The sequence below is a fragment of the Mesorhizobium sp. M0208 genome (assembly GCF_040322015.1).
GTDB lineage: Bacteria > Pseudomonadota > Alphaproteobacteria > Rhizobiales > Rhizobiaceae > Mesorhizobium.
This window is the reverse complement of record NZ_JAMYSP010000008.1, coordinates 71,909-89,101: the sequence shown is the minus strand read 5'-3', so window position 1 is coordinate 89,101 and position 17,193 is coordinate 71,909. Positions and strand designations below refer to the sequence as shown.

The window sequence follows — 17,193 nt, the reverse complement described above, 5'->3', positions numbered from 1 at the left end:
ATGGTTTACAGTCCCGTCTTGGCATTGGTGTTCGGCTATCTTCTCGGCTCGATCCCGTTTGGCCTGCTGATAACCCGTGCCGCCGGCCTCGGCGACGTGCGCAACATCGGCTCCGGCAACATCGGCGCCACCAATGTGCTGCGCACCGGCAACAAGGGCTTGGCCGCGGCCACGCTGCTGCTCGATGCGCTGAAGGGCACCGCGGCGGTGTTGATCGCAGGCCGCTTTGCGCCCGAGCTCGGACTTTGGGCCGGATTCGGCGCGTTTTCAGGTCATCTTTTTCCGGTCTGGCTCGGCTTCAAGGGGGGCAAGGGCGTCGCCACTTACCTCGGCGTGCTAATCGGCCTTGCCTGGCAAGTGGCGCTTATCTTCGCCGTCGTCTGGCTGGCGGTGGCCTTCCTGTTCCGCTTCTCCTCGCTTGCGGCACTGACGGCAGCGGTCGTCGTGCCCGTTGCCCTGTATTTCCTGAGCACCCAGCAGATTGCCGGGCTTTTCACGGCGATGAGCCTCATCGTCATCGTAAAGCACCGCGCCAACATTGCGCGGCTGCTTGCCGGCACCGAGGGTAAGATCGGGGCCAAAGAGTGAGCGAGCCCGACGCCGGGCCGCGCCTCAGCGACCGGCAGCGGCTGAGCTGGCTTCGTCTGATCCGCACGCCGAATGTCGGCCCGGCTTCCTTTCGCGACCTGATCAACCGGTTCGGTTCGGCCGAAGCAGCGTTATCGATGCTGCCCGAGCTGATGATTTCGGGTGGCGCCAGAAAAATCGTCCGCATCCCGTCCATTGCCGAGGTCGAGGCGGAGTTGGAGACGGCCCGGCGGGCCGGCGCCCGCTTCGTCGGCATCGGCGAGGCGGATTATCCGCCACTGATGAAAAGCATGGATCATCCGCCGCCGCTGCTCGCGGTCAGGGGCAACAGCGCGGTGTTCCGCTTGCCAGCGGTCGCCATCGTCGGCGCTCGCAACGCATCGCTGGCAGGCATCAAGATGGCGCGGATGCTGGCGGCGGATCTCGGCCGCGACGGCTATGGCATTGTTTCCGGCCTGGCGCGCGGCATCGATACAGCCGCGCACCAGGGCAGCCTTTCGACCGGCACGATCGGCGTGCTCGCCGGCGGCCTCGATTTGCCCTACCCGCCCGAAAATGCCGACCTGTGCGACGAGATCGCCGAGCATGGCGGCGCCATCATTTCCGAAATGCCGTTTGGCTGGCAGCCGCGCGCACAGGACTTTCCGCGCCGCAACCGGCTCGTCGCCGGTGCTGCATTGGGATTGGTAGTGGTCGAGGCCGCACAGCGCTCCGGCTCGCTGATCAGCGCCCGCCTCGCCGGCGAGATGGGGCGGCTGGTTTTCGCCGTTCCCGGTTCACCGCTCGATCCGCGCGCCGCCGGCGCCAATGGCCTGCTCAAGGACGGCGCCACCCTTGTGACCGAGGCCGCCGATATCACCAGTGCCATAGCGCCGCTGGTCGGCGGCTGGTCGCCAAGGACATCGCCGCTTGAAGAGCCGCCCGACTTTTCGGCAACACCGCCGCCGCGCGAGGACGATCGCGACCGCGTCGTCGAAGCGCTCGGCCCGACGCCGGTATCAGTGGACGAGATCATCCGCCACACCGGCCTGCATCCCGCCCAAGTGTTCATGGTGCTGCTGGAGCTCGACCTCGCCGCCCGGCTCGAACGCCATGCCGGCGGCAACGTCTCACTGATTTGACCCAGAACTTGCGCATGTCCCGGCAAGCAATTCCGACGTGATCCGATGGCCGATCCGAGCAACAAACCAAAGCAGACGCTGTTCACTCGTACGACGGCCCTTGTCTGGTCAGCGCTGAGCGTCATGCTGGCGCTGCAATGGTCGATGGATCTCGGCATGTCGGGTTTTCCCGACGGCTACATAACGCCCTTCGCAAGAGCGACCAGCACGCTTCTGGGCATTCTGACGGCAGCCTGCATGGCCCAGGGTCTCTACTTTTTCTTGGCCGGCGCGTTCGGCAGGAAGGTAAGCGCCGTCGGTCTTTTCCTGCAAATCCTTGCCGCGGCGGTTCTTACCGTGGCGCCAGTACTTATCGTGAAGGATTGTCCGGGTTCTCAGGTGTGCAGCAGAGCCTATGAGGCGCTCACCGGCACGATGATGGACGATGGCGCGGGCGGCTAGCTAGAAGGCGTGATTCGGCAACGTTGCAAGCCGGCGAGGACACCACGCTGAGGCATGCATGGTCGTGATCCCATCGCGCTCCCCCGTACTCCAGGGCGATAGCGGTTGCCGGACGTCAGCGAACCTAGTGTACCGGTCCCCATTCAGTAAGCATGGAGAATGCAGAAGGTCAGGAAACTATCGATGGCGCGGCGGCAGCTCCAGAAAGGTATTCCTTCGCCGTAGCTCGCAAGCGATCGGCGTGGTCGTAGATTTCGTCCAGCGAATCGATTTTCACCTTCTCTTCCTTTTCGCCGTCGAAAAGCCCGAGATATTTTACGGTCCTGTTGAACCATAGTCGCGCCAATGGCTTGCGATTGTTGTTATCGACAAGGATGCCGCAATAGCTTTTCTGGTCGCGCATGATTACCCTCGCCGGTTTTAGAAGGTCGCGAACGATTGCGCGGACGACCATGAACCCCTCGCGTTCGTCCTCAGTGGTCACGACTTCTTCTTCGGCGCCAATTCCGTCCGCGCCAATCTCCGAGACCTCGGTTTCAGCCAACGCAGTGGATAGACGCGACTGGACGGATTCCCGAACAATCTCGCGAAAAGCTGCTTTGACCATAGGTGTGAATTGCTCCTTCACCTGGCCAGTGAATCGACCCTGGTAAAGTCCAACTGTCACCATCCGAACAAAATCCTCAGGCGGATTCTCCATCACACTCCCGATCTCTTTCTTTATTGCAGAAGTGTATTTCAACCGGTGAGCGGACTGCAGGATTCCATCTACATTGAAATCAGCTTTCGCGAATTTCTTCAGTTCGGATGTCAATTGACCTTGTAGGTCTGACAGATCGAATGTGAGGAACGGACGATCGTCGAGCTTGTTCGGTGCAACTAGGTCGGTGTGGAAGTGGAAAGCGCGGCCATTTGTCAGGATGGCGAATTTGGCGTTGGTGACGGAAAAGTACCGGTACAACTGCGCGAGATGAACCCGATCGAGTACGGTGGTGATCGGTTTACACTCGACAAGAATCCTGATCTCCCCGTCGATTTTGATAGCATAGTCTACTTTTCCCCCTTCTTTCCGACCGCGTCGGCACAGAACTCGGGAATGACCTCATCCGGATTGAAAACGTCGTAATCTAAAGCTGCTAAAAATGGCAGTACTATTGCTGTCTTTAAAGCCTCCTCGGTAAGCATTGCGCTGGAATGCGTTTTGATACGATCGGCTAAAACACGAAGTTTTTCTTCGACACTCATAATCCCCTCCGTCACATTTTGAGATAGGATCGTGCAAAAGACCCGATTGCGCAAGTCGATCTGAATTTAAAGACTTGCAAAGGAGCTAGGCAGGTGTTGCTGCCGCCTGACCGCCGGAAAAGTAGCGACGACGCGTGCGACTTTTAAGGTCGCACGGGTCGCAAAAAGTCGCACGGTTCCGCATGTGCTCCGTAGGGGAAAACGCTAAGGCATTGAAATTTCATGTGAAACTTTGGTGAGCGCGATGGGATTCGAACCCATGACCTACTGATTAAAAGTCAGTTGCTCTACCGGCTGAGCTACGCGCTCCCGCGGGCTCAGAAAGGCCGCCCTCGAAATTGCGCGGAACATAGGGAGAGTGCCTCTGCCGGTCAACCGGAAAAAGACGGCTCCCAAACCGGACTTTCCTGTCGCGTCATCATGCCGTGCGGTGCGCTTCGGCGTCGACGCAATTGCCTCCGTCTGGCGCAAGTCCGAAGCTCGCGCTTTGCGGGACAAGCGCAAGCAGCGAATCGAGAGAACCTTTGCAGATCAGCAACTTGGGATTCTTAGCGGAACAATTTGCGCAGCCTGCCCGTTTTTCCGCGACAAGGGACACGCGTTTCAAGGAGAAGATCATGAATAGGATCATGTCGGGCCTGCTGGCGACCACCCTTTCGATCTCATTCGCTGCCGCGGAGATCGTGCCAGTCAACGCTCAGCCCAGCTATGCGCCCCCTGCCCAAGGGCTCACCTCGAATGTCCAGACCGTCCAGTACGAGCCGTGGCGGAGGCACCGGAATTTCAATCGCGATTTCTCGCGTCGCGATTTCTCCCGGCGCAGTTTTGCGCGTGACGACGGCATGTATTGGCGTGGCCATCGCGGCTATCGCGAATATCGTCGCGGCTATCGCCGCCATGGCGACTACTGGTTCCCGCTGGCCGCTTTCGCCACCGGTGCGCTGATTACCGGCGCTATCATCAACAACCAGAATCGTGTCTATCGTGGCGATGCACACGTGCAGTGGTGCTATGACCATTACCGGAGCTATCGTGCGTCTGACAACACGTACCAGCCCAATTACGGCCCGCGCCGGCAGTGCCGGTCGCCTTACTGAGTCTTTGATTAGAGGCTGCAAGGCCCGCGCCCGAAACGGCGCGGGTTTTTCATGAGTGCGAATCCCGTGCCATCCCTGCTTATGGCGAACTTAGCGTCCTGCGCACAGCGTGGCGCCAACCTGCCAGCTTGGCGGCACGTGTCGAAGCATCCATGTCCGGCTTGAACCGGCGCTCGAGCGCCCAACTCCTGGCGAATTCTCGCGCCTTCGGCCAGGCACCCGCCTTCGAGCCGGCCAGCCATGCCGCACCAAGCGCGGTCGTCTCGAGAATTGTCGGCCGGTCGACCGGCGCATCGAGAATGTCGGCCAGCCGCTGCATGGTCCAGTCCGACGCCACCATGCCGCCATCGACCCTGAGCACGGTCTTGGCCGAGGCGCCCTTCCAGTCCTTGCGCATAGCGTCAAGCAGGTCGCGCGTTTGGAACGCAACGGATTCCAGTGCCGCGCGGGCAAATTCCGCCGGCCCGGAATTGCGGGTCAGCCCGAAGATGGCGCCGCGCGCCTCGGCATCCCAATGCGGTGCGCCGAGCCCGACGAAAGCCGGCACCAGATAGACGTTCTGCGTCGGATCGGCCTCCGCCGCCAATTTTCCGCTCTGCTCGGCCTTGCCGATCACCTTGATGCCGTCCCGCAGCCACTGCACGGCGGCGCCGGCGATAAAGATAGAGCCCTCCAAGGCATAGGTGGTGTTGCCGTTCAGCCTGTAGGCGATGGTGGTCAAAAGCCGGTTCTTCGAACGCACCAGATCGCTGCCGGTGTTGAGCAACGCGAAGCAACCGGTTCCGTAGGTGGATTTCATCATGCCCGGCTCGAAACAGGCCTGGCCGATCGCCGCCGCATGCTGGTCGCCGGCCACACCGAGGATTCTGATCTCTGCACCAAACAGGCTTTTGTCGGTTATTCCAAAATCATCGGCACAGTCTTTCACCTGCGGCATCATTCTTGCAGGTATGCCAAGAATGGCCAGCAACTCGTCATCCCAGGCGTTTTGTTCGATGTTGTAGACCAGCGTGCGCGAGGCATTGGTGGCGTCAGTAGCGTGGACCTTGCCGCCAGTCAGGCGCCAAATCAGAAAACTGTCGATGGTGCCGGCCAGCAGTTCGCCCTTCTCGGCGCGTTTTCTGGCGCCCTTCACCTTGTCCAGCATCCAGGCGATCTTGGTGCCGGAGAAATAGGGATCGAGCAGCAGGCCGGTCTTTTTCGTGAATTTCTTCTCCAGCCCCAGCTTCTTCAGTTTCTGGCATAGCGGCGCGGTGCGGCGGTCCTGCCAGACAATCGCGTTGTGGATCGGCTCGCCGGTCTCCTTGTCCCAGATGACGACCGTTTCGCGCTGGTTGGTGATGCCGATCGCGGCGACGTCCGCTGCGTTGCGGCCGGCTGTCTTCAGCGCGGCCTTCACCGTTTCCACGACGCTTGCCCATATCTCCTCGGGATCGTGCTCGACCCAGCCGGAGGCCGGATAATACTGGGTGAATTCCTTTTGCCCGCTGCCGACGACCTTCATCTTGTCGTCGAACAGGATCGCCCGGCTCGATGTCGTCCCCTGGTCGATTGCAAGGATATATCCGGTCATTCTCTCTCCCGTCGAAGCGAATTCAAGGTGCTGCGATGTCTCGACGCCAGATGGCGCGAAGCCGTTCACGCAAACAGGGGAGACGGCAACATGCCGCCTCCCCTGAGTATGGCGATGCGGACGCGAACGCCCGCATCAAACGGCCCTATTGCTGCCAGCTCTTCACCAGCTCGTCATAGTTGATGGTGACCGGTTTTTCCTTCTCGTTTTCGATCTTGACCTGAGGAGCGAGATTGCCCTTCTTGACCGCATCGGCGTTCCAGTAGGCGAGGTCATGCTCTTCGGCCATCTTCGGGCCGATATCGCCCTGGACGCCCGACTTCTCGATGCGGCTCATCACCTTTTCCTGCTCGGCGCAGAGCGAGTCCATTGCTTCTTGCGCGCTTTTGGCGCCCGACGAAGCATCGCCGATCGCCTGCCACCAGAGCTGTGCCAGCTTCGGATAGTCCGGCACGTTGGTGCCGGTCGGGGACCACTGGACGCGTGCCGGCGAGCGGTAGAACTCGATCAAGCCGCCGAGCTTTGGCGCACGTTCGGTGAAGCTCTTGTCGTGGATCGTGCTCTCGCGGATGAAGGTCAGGCCGACATGGCTCTTCTTCACGTCGACCGTCTTCGAGGTGACGAACTGCGCGTAGAGCCAGGCGGCCTTGGCGCGGTCGGTCGGCGTCGACTTCATCAGCGTCCAGGAACCGACGTCCTGATAGCCGAGCTTCATACCGTCCTTCCAGTAGACGCCATGCGGCGACGGCGCCATGCGCCACTTCGGCGTGCCGTCGTCGTTCAGCACCGCCTTGGCGCTGGCGTCGACCATGCTGGCGGTGAAGGCGGTATACCAGAAGATCTGCTGGGCAACCGCGCCCTGCGCCGGCACCGGCCCTGACTCGGAGAAGGTCATGCCCTGGGCTTCCGCCGGTGCATAGGCCTTCAGCCAATCGAGGTACTTCTGGATGGCATAGACGGAAGCCGGACCATTGGTGTCGCCGCCGCGCGCCGTGCAGGAACCGACCGGTCGCGAATTCTCGTCGACCTTGATGCCCCATTCGTCGACGGGCAGACCGTTCGGAATGCCCTTGTCGCCATTGCCGGCCATCGACAGCCATGCATCGGTGAACCGCCAGCCGAGCGACGGGTCCTTCTTGCCATAATCCATATGGCCGTAGACCTTCTTGCCATCGATCTCACGCCCGGTGAAGAACTCGGCGATGTCCTCATAGGCCGACCAATTGACCGGCACGCCGAGGTCGTAGCCGTATTTGGCCTTGAAGTCCGCCTTGTTCTTCTCGTCGTTGAACCAGTCGTAACGGAACCAGTAGAGGTTGGCGAACTGCTGGTCGGGAAGCTGGTAGAGCTTCTTGTCGGGCGCGGTGGTGAACGAGGTGCCGATGAAATCCTTCAGGTCGAGATTCGGATTGGTGACATCCTTGCCGTCGTCTGCCATCCAGTCGGTCAGGTTGCGCACCTGCTGGTAGCGCCAGTGCGTGCCGATCAGATCGGAATCGTTGACCCAGCCGTCATAGAGGTTCTGGCCGGTCTGCATCTGGGTCTGGATCTTCTCGACGACGTCGCCTTCCTGGATGACGTCATGCGTAACCTTGATGCCGGTGATGGCCGTAAAGGCCGGCGCCAGCACCTGCGATTCATACTGATGCGTGGCGATGGTTTCGGAAACCACCTTGATATCCATGCCGGCGAAAGGTTTCGCGGCATCGATGAACCATTGCATCTCGGCTTCCTGGCCGGCGCGCGAAAGCGTCGAAAGGGGCCCGATTTCCTTATCGAGGAAGGCCTTGGCCTCGTCCATTCCGGCATAGGCATTGCTTGCCCCGAGCAATAGGACAAGCGCAGTTGTTGATGTCAAGAATTGCCGTCGCATGTATTTCCTCCACTGTTAAAGTTCAAAGTGCGATCTGGATCGGCGGCCGGCACGCCGCCGTTCCAACAGTTTCCCCCTCTATACGTAGCGGAACACGCCGACGGCGTAGACCACGGAGAGAGCGAGAGCCCACCACAGATTGGGTCCGACTAGACCCAGCCAAGCGAGATGGATAAAGGCGCTGCCAAGCAGCGACAGGAACAGGCGGTCGCCACGCGTCGTTTCGAACCGCAGCACGCCGACGCGCGGATTGCCGCCCGGCGAGACGTATTCCCACACCGCCATGCCGCAAAGCAGCAGAAAGATGGTTCCAAAGAAGGCCGCGGTCGGCCACGTCCAAGCCATCCACGAAAAATCGAGGTTGGACGAGAGGTTAAATCCCCACAGGCGGATATTAGCCGGATCGCTGAAGCCTACCGTTATTGCCACGAAATCGATTTGAAGTGCCACCCAGGCCACGACGACCAGGGCGAGAAGCAGCACGGCCCACCACCATGGGCTTCTGTCGACCTGCTCCATCATACCCTCCCCAGGGCAAAGCCCTTGGCGATGTAGTTGCGCACAAACCAGATGACGAGCGCGCCGGGAATCAGCGTCAGGACGCCGGCTGCGGCGAGCAGCCCCCAATCCATGCCGGCGGCCGAAACGGTGCGGGTCATGGTCGCGGCGATCGGCTTGGCATCGGTTGTCGTCAGCGTACGGGCGATCAAGAGCTCCACCCACGAGAACATGAAGCAGAAGAAGCACGCCACGCCGATGCCGCTCGCAATCAGCGGCATGAAGATCTTGATGAAGAAGCGCGGGAACGAATAGCCGTCGATATAGGCGGTCTCGTCGATCTCCTTGGGTACGCCCGACATGAAGCCTTCGAGGATCCACACCGCCAGCGGCACGTTGAACAGGCAATGCGCCAGAGCCACGGCGATATGGGTGTCGATAAGGCCGAAGGCCGAATAAAGCTGGAAGAATGGCAGCGCGAACACCGCCGGCGGCGCCATGCGGTTGGTCAGCAGCCAGAAGAACAGATGCTTGTCGCCGAGGAAGCGATAGCGCGAAAAAGCATAAGCAGCAGGCAGTGCCGCAGCCACCGAAATCACCATGTTCATAACCACATAGGTGATCGAGTTGATGTAGCCCGAATACCAGGACGCGTCGGTGAAGATGGTGCGGTAATTCGCCAATGTCGGCGCGTGCGGGTAGAGAGTCAGCGACGAGACGATCTCGCCATTGGTCTTGAAGCTCATATTGATGAGCCAGTAGATCGGCAAAAGCAGAACGACGATGTAGAGCGTCGGCACGATCCACCACCAGCGCGACTCCTCGCCGCGACGGCGCATCAGCCGTGCGATCTCGTCCTGCCGTAGCGTGCTGGCGAGCCCTTCCGAAGCTGTCGTCTCGCTCACCCTATCGGCTCTCTCTTCGGTGCGGCTCATCTCAACGCTCCGCGTCATAATTGGTCATCACGGTGTAGAACACCCACGACAACAGCAGGACGATAAGGAAGTAGACCAGCGACATCGCCGCCGCCGGGCCGAGGTCGAACTGGCCGAGCGCGGTCTTGACGAGATCAATCGAAAGAAAGGTCGTCGAGTTGCCGGGGCCGCCACCAGTGACCACGAACGGCTCCGTGTAGATCATGAAGCTGTCCATGAAGCGCAGCAGCACGGCGATCAGCAGCACGCGGTTCATCTTCGGCAGCTGGATGTAGCGGAACACCGCCCAGCGCGAGGCACCGTCGATCTTGGCTGCCTGATAAAAGGCATCCGGAATCGAGACCAGGCCGGCATAGCAGAGCAGGACCACGAGGCTGGTCCAATGCCAGACGTCCATGATGATGACCGTGACCCAGGCGTCATATGGGTCTTGCACATAATTATAGTCGATGCCGAGCGCGTTGACGTAATAGCCGAGCAGGCCAATGTCGTTGCGCCCGAACACCTGCCAGATGGTGCCGACGACGTTCCACGGGATCAGCAGCGGCAACGCCATCAAAACAAGGCACACAGGCACGCCCCAACCCTTCTTCGGCATATTGAGCGCAATGAAGATGCCGAGCGGCACTTCGATCGCCAGGATGATAAAGGAGAAGACAAGGTTGCGGATCATCGCCTGCCAGAAGCGGCTCGAGGAAAGCAGTTCCTCGAACCATTCCGTGCCGGCCCAGAAGAAGACGTTATTGCCGAAAGTGTCCTGCACCGAATAATTGACGACCGTCATCAGCGGTATGACCGCCGAGAACGCCACCAGCAGCAGCACCGGCAACACCAGGAACCAGGCTCTATTGTTCCAGGTCTTTTCCACTTCAGGCTCCCATCTCGACGCGCCAGGAATCGGCATAGATGTTGATGCCGGCTGGGTCGAACCGCACCTTCGGATCAGCCGGAACTGTCTCGTCCTCGCCGATGACGGCGGCGATCTCGCGCCCTTCGAGATTGGCACGGACCACCTTGTGGCGGCCGACGTCCTCGACCTTGCTGATCCGGACGGCCATGCCCTGTCTGCCCAGGCGCACATATTCGGGACGGATGCCGAGCTCGATGGCGCCCTCACCCGCCTTGGGCACGCCCGGCAGTTCGATCTGCTGCGAGCCCAGCCGCGCAGTCTTGCCGTCGATCGCCACCGGCATGACGTTCATGCCGGGCGAGCCGATGAAATAGCCGACAAAGGTGTGGCGCGGGCGCTCGAACAGCTCTGCCGGTGTGCCGATCTGTACGATTTCGCCGTCATACATGACGACCACCCTGTCGGCGAAGGTCAACGCCTCGGTCTGGTCGTGCGTGACATAGACCATGGTGTAGCCGAAGCGGCGGTGAAGCTGCTTCAACTGGGAGCGCAGCACCCATTTCATATGCGGGTCGATGACGGTCAAAGGCTCGTCGAACAGGATGGCGTTGACGTCGGAGCGCACCAGCCCGCGCCCGAGCGAGATCTTCTGCTTCTGATCGGCTGTCAGTCCGCGGGCCTTTCGTTTGGCCATATCGGCCAGCCCGGTCATCTCCAGCGTTTCGCGCACCTTACGGTCGACGTCGGCCTCCGGCACGCCGCGATTGCGCAGCGGGAACGCCAGATTGTCGTAGACCGTCATCGTGTCGTAGATCACCGGGAACTGGAAGACCTGGGCGATGTTGCGCTCTTGGGTCGACAGATTGGTCACGTTCCTGCCGTTGAACAGCAACTGGCCGTGTGAGGGATGCAGCAATCCCGAAATGATATTGAGCAGCGTAGTCTTGCCGCAGCCGGACGGGCCGAGCAGCGCATAAGCGCCGCCATCCTCGAAGGTGTGGTGCACTTCCTTCAGCGCGAAATCGGCATCCGTGCGCGGGTTCTGCAGATAGGAGTGACGGATATGATTGACATCGATGCGCGCCATCGCTTCCTCCTAAGCCGCCAGCTTCGGCGCGGCCACGGCGCGGCCGTGCTCGTCGAAGACCATGATGTGGCGCGGGTCGATGAACACCTCGACCTCCTCGTCCGGCTCGAAGTCGCGAATACCGTGGGTCAGCATGACCCAGCGCGCATCGGCAAAATCGAGATGGATGAAGCTTTCCGATCCGGTGATCTCAGTGATCGTCACCTTTGCGCGCACCGGCACTGCGGCGGCGTTGGGCCGATCGAGGGACAGATGATGCGGCTGGAAGCCGATCGTATAGATCGCATCGGCAATGCCGAAGAGTTCCGCCGGCACCGGCAATTTCACGCCGCCCTCGAGCAGGAAATCCAGGCCCTTCTTGGCAAGCACGATGGTGTTGAGCGGCGGATCGGCGAAGGTCCTCGCCGTCACCAGATCGACCGGTTTGCGGAACACTTCGATGGTCGGCCCAAACTGGGTGATGCTACCCTCGGAGAGCGTTGCCGTGTTGCCGCCGAGCAGCAAGGCCTCGTGCGGCTCGGTCGTGGCATAAACAAAGATTGTGCCGGCGGCCGCGAAGACTTTCGGCAGTTCCGCGCGTAATTCTTCACGCAGCTTGTAGTCGAGATTGGCGAGCGGCTCGTCGAGCAGCACGAGGCTGGCATTCTTGACGATGGCGCGGGCCAGCGCGGTGCGCTGCTGCTGGCCGCCCGACAGGCTGAGAGGCGTCCGGTCGAGATAGGGCGTGAGTTTGAGAAGGGCGGCCGCATTGCGCACCTCCCTGTCGATCGTTGCCTGATCCGTGCCGGCTACCCGCAGCGGTGAGGCGATGTTTTCGTAGACCGTCATCGCCGGATAATTGATGAATTGCTGGTAGACCATGGCGACGTTGCGCTTTTGCACCGGCATGCCGGTGACATCCTTGCCATCGAACCAGACTGAGCCCGAGGTCGGCACGTCGAGGCCCGCCATCAGCCGCATTAGGCTGGTCTTGCCGGAGAGCGTCGGCCCGAGCAGGACGTTGAGCGAGCCGTGCTGAAGCGTCAGCGAGACATCGCGGATATGTTCCGCCGCGCCCACCGTCTTCGTCACGTTTCTCAGTTCAAGCATGATGCCTCCTCCCAGGCTTTCTGCATCAGTCGGCCGTTCCTATTCGGCAGCCGCTACGTGCTGCCGGCTTATTCCGCGCATGAACTCCTCGAGCACTGCCGCCTGCTCACGGCTGAGACGCAGGCCGCGCTTGGTCCGGCGCCACAATACATCCTCGGCAGTCATTGCCCATTCGTTTTCGGCGAGGTAGCGCACCTCGGCTTCGTAGAGATCGGCGCCGAAGTTGCGGCCAAGATCGACGTTCGATTTGGCGAGGCCCAGCAGCTTCCTTGCGCGGGTGCCGTAGAGCCGGGTCAACCGGCGGGCCAGCCGGGCGTCGAGGAACGGGTACGCCGTTTTCAGTTTCGCCAGCTCGGTATCGAAGCCAGTGACGGGAAAGTCACCGCCCGGCAGCGGCGCGTTTGCCGTCCATGGCTTGCCGCGCCTGCCGAGAAAACCCTCGATCTTCTCGAGCATCGATTCCGACAATCGGCGGTAGGTGGTGATCTTGCCGCCAAAGGCATTGACGATCGGGGCGGCACCCTCGCCTCCATCGGCCTTCAGCACATAGTCGCGGGTGGCTTCCTGCGCCTTTGAGGCGCCATCGTCGTAGAGCGGGCGCACCGCGGAATAGGTCCAGACGATATCCGACGGCTTGACCGGCTGCGCGAAATATTCGCTTGCCGCAGCGCAGAGATAGTCGATCTCGACATCACTGATCCTGACGTCGTGCGGATCGCCGGGATAGTCCCGGTCGGTGGTGCCGATGAGCGTGAACTCGTCTTCATAGGGGATGGCGAAAATGATGCGCCCGTCCTTGTTCTGAAAGAAATAGGCGCGTGGGTCGTCGAATTTCTTGCCAACGACGATGTGGCTGCCTTGCACGAGGCGTACATTGTGCACGTCGTTCAAGCCGACGGTGGCCGACAGCACCTGATCGACCCACGGGCCGGCGGCATTGACCAGCAGCCGCGCCTTGACCTCCTCGGTATCGCCGGTCCGCACGTTTTCAAGCCTGACCGTCCAGAGATTGCCTTCGCGGCGTGCGCTGACGACCTTTGTTCGGGTTCGAATGGTTGCGCCGCGTTCGGCAGCGTCGCGGGCGTTCAACACAACCAGCCGGGCATCGTTGACCCAACCGTCCGAATATTCGAACGCCTTTCGAAACAGCGGCTTTAGCGGTTTGCCGGCCGGATCCTTGGCCATGTCCAGCGTTTTCGTCGGCGGCAGCAATTTGCGCCCGCCGATATGGTCGTAGAGGAAAAGCCCGAGACGAATCAGCCAGGCCGGACGCAGCCCCTTGGCGTATGGCAGCACGAAGCGCATCGGCCAGATGATATGCGGCGCGTTCCTCCACAGGACCTCGCGTTCCATCAGCGCTTCGCGCACCAGGCGGAACTCGTAGAATTCGAGATAGCGCAAGCCGCCATGGATCAGTTTGGTCGAGCCGGAAGAGGTTCCGCTGGCCAGATCGTTCATCTCGGCAAGAAATACCGAAAACCCACGCCCAACGGCATCGCGGGCGATGCCGCAGCCATTGATGCCGCCACCGATGACGAAAATGTCATGGATCGGTGATGCGCCCAAACAATCCTCCCTCGATTTCGCATTGCAGCATTTTTGGGTTCTTGCGAAACCGTACGGGAATTATTTCGAAATGATAACGAATGTCAAACGAAATATGATTGGCGACAGGATGCCGCAACGGCATCTCTAGGAGAGCGACGTTTCGATCAGCTGAACTTCTGCCTCCTGGCAGATCTTACGCACCGATGGGATGTCGCAACGATCGGTGATAAAGGTGTTGACCTGCGACAGATGGCCGATGCGGACGGGCGCGGTGCGCTCGAACTTGGTCTGGTCCGACACGAGGATCACATGCCGCGCGTTGGCGATGATCGCCTGCGCGACTTTCACCTCGCGAAAATCGAAGTCGAGCAGTGCGCCGTCGTGATCGATGGCCGAGGCGCCGATCACCGCAAAATCGACCTTGAACTGCCGGATGAAATCGACCGCTGCCTCGCCGACCACACCGCCGTCGGAACCGCGTACGACACCGCCGGCGATCACCACCTCGATCGAAGGATAAACGCGCATCCTATTGGCAACATTGATGTTATTGGTGATGACCATCAAGCCGCTGTGATCGAGCAGCGACTTGCTGACAGCTTCCGTCGTTGTTCCGATATTGATGAAAAGAGACGCGTTGTCGGGGATCAGCCGGGCTGCTGCGCGGCCGATCGCCTCCTTCTCCTCGGCGGCGATCTTGCGCCGAGCCTCATACTCCATGTTCTCGATGCCGGACGGGAACAATGCCCCGCCATGAATGCGAGACAAAAGCCGCTGGTCGCAGAGATCGTTGAGATCCTTGCGGATCGTCTGCGGCGTCACGTTGAAATGCGTCGCCAACTCCTCGACCAGTACGCGGCCATGGTCCTTGGCCATCTGGATGATTTCGGAATGACGCGGCGACAGATACATCTAGCAACCTCTCGTTTTCGTTTTACTTGTCTATAACGGAAAACGAAAGCCATGAACAGGAAGATCAGGTGACTGCAAGAAAAGCCCCGGCGCACCCTCGATGATGCCGGTCAGCCCAGGCCGCGCGCAATTTCAGTAATGACCTCGAAAGCAGTATCGACATCCGCCGCTGTCGTTTCGAACTGCCCGACCTGAAAGCGGATCGCCACCTTCCCGTCCACCCGGGTTTGCGTCAGGTAGATGCGGCCGTCATCGTTGATCGCGCTGACCAACCGCAAATTGTGCTCGTCAGAGTCGGCGCCCGCAGCCGCGAGATGCCGGAACGAGAACAGCGACAGCATCGGCTCGGTGACGATCTCGAAATCCGGTTCCTTTGCCAGCCTTGCGGCGAGGCTCTCGCTCCAGGCGACATGGTTGCGGACCATGGTCCGCAGATTTTCCAAGCCATGTGCACGCAGCAGGAACCAAAGTTTCAGCGCGCGGAACCTCCGGCCAAGCGGCACCGACCATTCGGAGTAGTTGATGACTCCGTCGCGGCCATGCGTTTTCAGGAATTCGGGCTTGATCGCCAGCGTGCGCACGAGGTCTTCCGGCTGACGGATGAACTGCATCGAGCAATCGAACTGTGCGCCCAGCCATTTATGCGGGTTGAAGACAATGGAATCCGCATGTTCGGCGCCTGCCCAGAAATGCCGGAACTCGGGGCAGATCATGGCGGAGCCAGCCCATGCGGCATCGACATGCAGGTAGAGCCCGTGCCGCTTAGCCACCGCGGCAACAGCCGCCACATCGTCGGTGCCGCCGGTACTTGTGCCGCCGACGCTGGCGATGATCCCCGCCGGCAGCATGCCGTTTTCGCGGTCGGTGACGATCGCGGCTTCCAGAGCCGCCGTCTGCATGGCGCGGAAGCGTCCGGCGACCGGAATGCGCACGAGGTTCGCCTCGCCGATGCCCGACACCCAGATCGCCCGGTCGATGGAAGTATGGACTTGGCCGGAAGAATAGACCCGCACGACCGGCTGGCGTTGCAAGCCGTTCTTGTTACCTTGCCAGTCGAGCGCGCGCTCGCGCATGGTCAGCACGGCGGCAAGCGTCGCCGACGAAGCCGAATCCTGCATGACGCCGGAAAATCCCTCCGGCAGACCAAGCGCCTGCCGCATCCAGTCGACGACACGCGTCTCGAGTTCGGTTGCCGCCGGCGAGGTCTGCCAAAGCATGCATTGCGCGGCCATGGCGGCAACCAGATACTCGGCCACGACCGAGGCCGGTGCCGCATTGGCCGGGAAATAGGCGAAGAAACGCGGATGCTGCCAGTGCGTCATGCCCGGCAGAATCTTTTGCTCGAAATCGGCGAAGATTGCCTGCATCGTTTCGCCATTTTCCGGCGGTGCGACATCGATGCTTTTGAAGATTTCGCCCGGCTCGACAAACGGCCGCACCGGTCTTTCGCGAAGGCTGTCTCTGTAGTCGGCGCCCCATTCGGCCGCTCGCAGCGACCATTCGCGGAATTCGTTGCTATTCATCTTCGCCTCCGTAGCGCCTCGTCGAGCCGCCATCAAAGAGCACGAAAAACGAAGGTTTTCATTCGGGAAAATCAGGCAAGCTGGCAAAGGCAGTCTTCAGCGCGTTCGACCAGCTATCCGAGATCGTGCGATAATATTGATCATCCTGGGTTATTCGCTTTTTGAGGCCGACCTTGAAGGTGTCCTTTTCATAGAACAGCAGGTCGAGCGGCAGGCCGACCGACAGGTTCGACTTCAGCGTCGAGTCGAACGACACAAGCAGCAACTTCACCGTCTCGGCGAAACTCATCGTCCTTTCATAAGCGCGGATGATGATCGGCTTGCCGTATTTGGTCTCACCGATCTGGAAGAACGGCGTGTCGTCGGTGGATTCGATGAAATTGCCTTCCGGATAGATCATGAACAGGCGCGGCGCGCTGCCCTTGATCTGACCGCCGAGGATGAAGGAGGCGTTGAAATAGGAATCCGCCTTTTCGCCCGCCGGCGACGAACTGGCGATGACCTCCTTGACGGTGTCTCCGACCAGCCGCACTGTCTGGTACATGGAAGGCGTTTCGAGCAGCGTGGCACGGCGCTCCGCCACTGCCTTGGTGCGTTCGTCGAGCAGGCTGACCACGGCCTGCGTCGTCGCCAGATTGCCGGCCGACATCAAAACGATGACGCGCTCGCCCGGCTCTTCCCAGACATGCATCTTCCTGAAGGTCGAGATCGAATCCATGCCGGCGTTGGTGCGCGTGTCCGACATGAACACGAGCCCGCGATCGATCTTCAGGCCGACGCAATAGGTCATCGAATCTCTTTGGCAACAATCTT

The 17,193-nt window shown here is 60.6% G+C and carries 18 protein-coding genes and 1 tRNA gene; 5 read left to right on the top strand and 14 right to left on the bottom strand.

Annotated elements, in window-relative coordinates; genetic code table 11:
* The 3 genes from plsY to NKJ17_RS10915 are packed head-to-tail and all read left to right on the top strand — an operon-like array spanning position 1 to position 2,150.
* Positions 1-588 carry a glycerol-3-phosphate 1-O-acyltransferase PlsY gene (gene plsY, locus NKJ17_RS10925; protein ID WP_352688299.1) on the top strand — a complete coding sequence of 196 codons (588 nt, stop codon included), beginning with the start codon at positions 1-3 and terminating at the stop codon, positions 586-588.
* Complete coding sequence (gene dprA, locus NKJ17_RS10920) at positions 585-1,709, top strand: DNA-processing protein DprA (RefSeq protein WP_352688297.1); 1,125 nt, start codon at positions 585-587, stop codon at positions 1,707-1,709. The genes plsY and dprA overlap by 4 nt, the downstream gene beginning before the upstream one ends.
* A gap of 45 nt (positions 1,710-1,754) precedes the next feature.
* Entirely contained in the window at positions 1,755-2,150 is a 396-nt protein-coding gene (locus NKJ17_RS10915) for a hypothetical protein (protein WP_254817343.1), read from the top strand.
* A gap of 169 nt (positions 2,151-2,319) precedes the next feature.
* Here the strand turns inward: NKJ17_RS10915 and NKJ17_RS10910 are convergent, their stop codons facing one another.
* The 3 genes from NKJ17_RS10910 to NKJ17_RS10900 all read right to left on the bottom strand — a co-directional run bounded on the left by NKJ17_RS10910 (position 2,320) and on the right by NKJ17_RS10900 (position 3,704).
* A complete protein-coding gene (locus tag NKJ17_RS10910; protein ID WP_352688423.1) occupies positions 2,320-3,147 on the bottom strand; it encodes a restriction endonuclease in 828 nt (275 codons plus the stop codon).
* Between the two features lie 53 nt (positions 3,148-3,200).
* Positions 3,201-3,395 (bottom strand): hypothetical protein, encoded by a 195-nt coding sequence (locus tag NKJ17_RS10905; RefSeq protein ID WP_352688295.1) that lies wholly within the window; start codon positions 3,393-3,395, stop codon positions 3,201-3,203.
* A 233-nt stretch (positions 3,396-3,628) separates the two neighbouring features.
* A tRNA-Lys gene (locus tag NKJ17_RS10900) sits at positions 3,629-3,704 on the bottom strand.
* Between the two features lie 49 nt (positions 3,705-3,753).
* Between NKJ17_RS10900 and NKJ17_RS10895 the strand changes: the two genes are divergently transcribed.
* Entirely contained in the window at positions 3,754-4,020 is a 267-nt protein-coding gene (locus NKJ17_RS10895) for a hypothetical protein (RefSeq protein WP_352688293.1), read from the top strand.
* Positions 4,013-4,492: a BA14K family protein gene (locus tag NKJ17_RS10890; RefSeq protein ID WP_254817344.1), complete on the top strand. Its 480-nt coding sequence runs from the start codon at positions 4,013-4,015 to the stop codon at positions 4,490-4,492. Before NKJ17_RS10895 ends, NKJ17_RS10890 begins: the two co-directional genes overlap by 8 nt.
* 79 nt (positions 4,493-4,571) lie before the next feature.
* On the opposite strand, the gene glpK is transcribed toward NKJ17_RS10890, so the two are convergent.
* The 11 genes from glpK to NKJ17_RS10835 all read right to left on the bottom strand — a co-directional run bounded on the left by glpK (position 4,572) and on the right by NKJ17_RS10835 (position 17,170).
* Positions 4,572-6,065 carry a glycerol kinase GlpK gene (glpK, locus tag NKJ17_RS10885; protein WP_352688291.1) on the bottom strand — a complete coding sequence of 498 codons (1,494 nt, stop codon included), beginning with the start codon at positions 6,063-6,065 and terminating at the stop codon, positions 4,572-4,574.
* 145 nt (positions 6,066-6,210) lie between these two features.
* Positions 6,211-7,938: an ABC transporter substrate-binding protein gene (locus NKJ17_RS10880; protein ID WP_352688289.1), complete on the bottom strand. Its 1,728-nt coding sequence runs from the start codon at positions 7,936-7,938 to the stop codon at positions 6,211-6,213.
* Positions 7,939-8,016: 78 nt separating this feature from the next.
* On the bottom strand, positions 8,017-8,283 hold the full coding sequence (locus tag NKJ17_RS10875) for a DUF2160 domain-containing protein (RefSeq protein ID WP_031193610.1): 267 nt from the start codon (positions 8,281-8,283) through the stop codon (positions 8,017-8,019).
* 173 nt (positions 8,284-8,456) lie between these two features.
* Positions 8,457-9,371: a carbohydrate ABC transporter permease gene (locus NKJ17_RS10870; protein WP_352478954.1), complete on the bottom strand. Its 915-nt coding sequence runs from the start codon at positions 9,369-9,371 to the stop codon at positions 8,457-8,459.
* A 1-nt stretch (position 9,372) separates the two neighbouring features.
* Complete coding sequence (locus NKJ17_RS10865; RefSeq protein ID WP_023674893.1) at positions 9,373-10,239, bottom strand: carbohydrate ABC transporter permease; 867 nt, start codon at positions 10,237-10,239, stop codon at positions 9,373-9,375.
* Position 10,240: 1 nt separating this feature from the next.
* Positions 10,241-11,308 (bottom strand): ABC transporter ATP-binding protein, encoded by a 1,068-nt coding sequence (locus NKJ17_RS10860; protein ID WP_352508450.1) that lies wholly within the window; start codon positions 11,306-11,308, stop codon positions 10,241-10,243.
* A gap of 9 nt (positions 11,309-11,317) precedes the next feature.
* Positions 11,318-12,397, bottom strand: a complete 1,080-nt coding sequence (locus NKJ17_RS10855) for an ABC transporter ATP-binding protein (RefSeq protein ID WP_254817350.1) — start codon at positions 12,395-12,397, stop codon at positions 11,318-11,320.
* A 39-nt stretch (positions 12,398-12,436) separates the two neighbouring features.
* Positions 12,437-13,963 (bottom strand): glycerol-3-phosphate dehydrogenase, encoded by a 1,527-nt coding sequence (gene glpD, locus NKJ17_RS10850; protein WP_352508449.1) that lies wholly within the window; start codon positions 13,961-13,963, stop codon positions 12,437-12,439.
* Between the two features lie 126 nt (positions 13,964-14,089).
* A complete protein-coding gene (locus NKJ17_RS10845) occupies positions 14,090-14,857 on the bottom strand; it encodes a DeoR/GlpR family DNA-binding transcription regulator (protein WP_254817352.1) in 768 nt (255 codons plus the stop codon).
* Positions 14,858-14,967: 110 nt separating this feature from the next.
* Positions 14,968-16,380 (bottom strand): pyridoxal phosphate-dependent decarboxylase family protein, encoded by a 1,413-nt coding sequence (locus NKJ17_RS10840; RefSeq protein ID WP_352508448.1) that lies wholly within the window; start codon positions 16,378-16,380, stop codon positions 14,968-14,970.
* A 58-nt stretch (positions 16,381-16,438) separates the two neighbouring features.
* Positions 16,439-17,170, bottom strand: a complete 732-nt coding sequence (locus NKJ17_RS10835) for a proteasome-type protease (protein WP_254817354.1) — start codon at positions 17,168-17,170, stop codon at positions 16,439-16,441.
* Between the last annotated feature and the right edge of the window lie 23 nt (positions 17,171-17,193).

Excerpts from the sequence above, each read along its gene's own strand:
- NKJ17_RS10855 (WP_254817350.1), bottom strand. The coding sequence starts at position 12,397 with ATGCTTGAACTGAGAAACGTGACGAAGACGGTGGGCGCGGCGGAACAT.
- plsY (WP_352688299.1), top strand. The coding sequence starts at position 1 with ATGGTTTACAGTCCCGTCTTGGCATTGGTGTTCGGCTATCTTCTCGGC.
- glpK (WP_352688291.1), bottom strand. The coding sequence starts at position 6,065 with ATGACCGGATATATCCTTGCAATCGACCAGGGGACGACATCGAGCCGG.
- NKJ17_RS10890 (WP_254817344.1), top strand. The coding sequence starts at position 4,013 with ATGAATAGGATCATGTCGGGCCTGCTGGCGACCACCCTTTCGATCTCA.
- NKJ17_RS10840 (WP_352508448.1), bottom strand. The coding sequence starts at position 16,380 with ATGAATAGCAACGAATTCCGCGAATGGTCGCTGCGAGCGGCCGAATGG.
- NKJ17_RS10870 (WP_352478954.1), bottom strand. The coding sequence starts at position 9,371 with ATGAGCCGCACCGAAGAGAGAGCCGATAGGGTGAGCGAGACGACAGCT.
- NKJ17_RS10875 (WP_031193610.1), bottom strand. The coding sequence starts at position 8,283 with ATGGCTTGGACGTGGCCGACCGCGGCCTTCTTTGGAACCATCTTTCTG.
- NKJ17_RS10905 (WP_352688295.1), bottom strand. The coding sequence starts at position 3,395 with ATGAGTGTCGAAGAAAAACTTCGTGTTTTAGCCGATCGTATCAAAACG.
- NKJ17_RS10860 (WP_352508450.1), bottom strand. The coding sequence starts at position 11,308 with ATGGCGCGCATCGATGTCAATCATATCCGTCACTCCTATCTGCAGAAC.
- NKJ17_RS10845 (WP_254817352.1), bottom strand. The coding sequence starts at position 14,857 with ATGTATCTGTCGCCGCGTCATTCCGAAATCATCCAGATGGCCAAGGAC.
- NKJ17_RS10915 (WP_254817343.1), top strand. The coding sequence starts at position 1,755 with ATGGCCGATCCGAGCAACAAACCAAAGCAGACGCTGTTCACTCGTACG.
- NKJ17_RS10835 (WP_254817354.1), bottom strand. The coding sequence starts at position 17,170 with ATGACCTATTGCGTCGGCCTGAAGATCGATCGCGGGCTCGTGTTCATG.
- NKJ17_RS10880 (WP_352688289.1), bottom strand. The coding sequence starts at position 7,938 with ATGCGACGGCAATTCTTGACATCAACAACTGCGCTTGTCCTATTGCTC.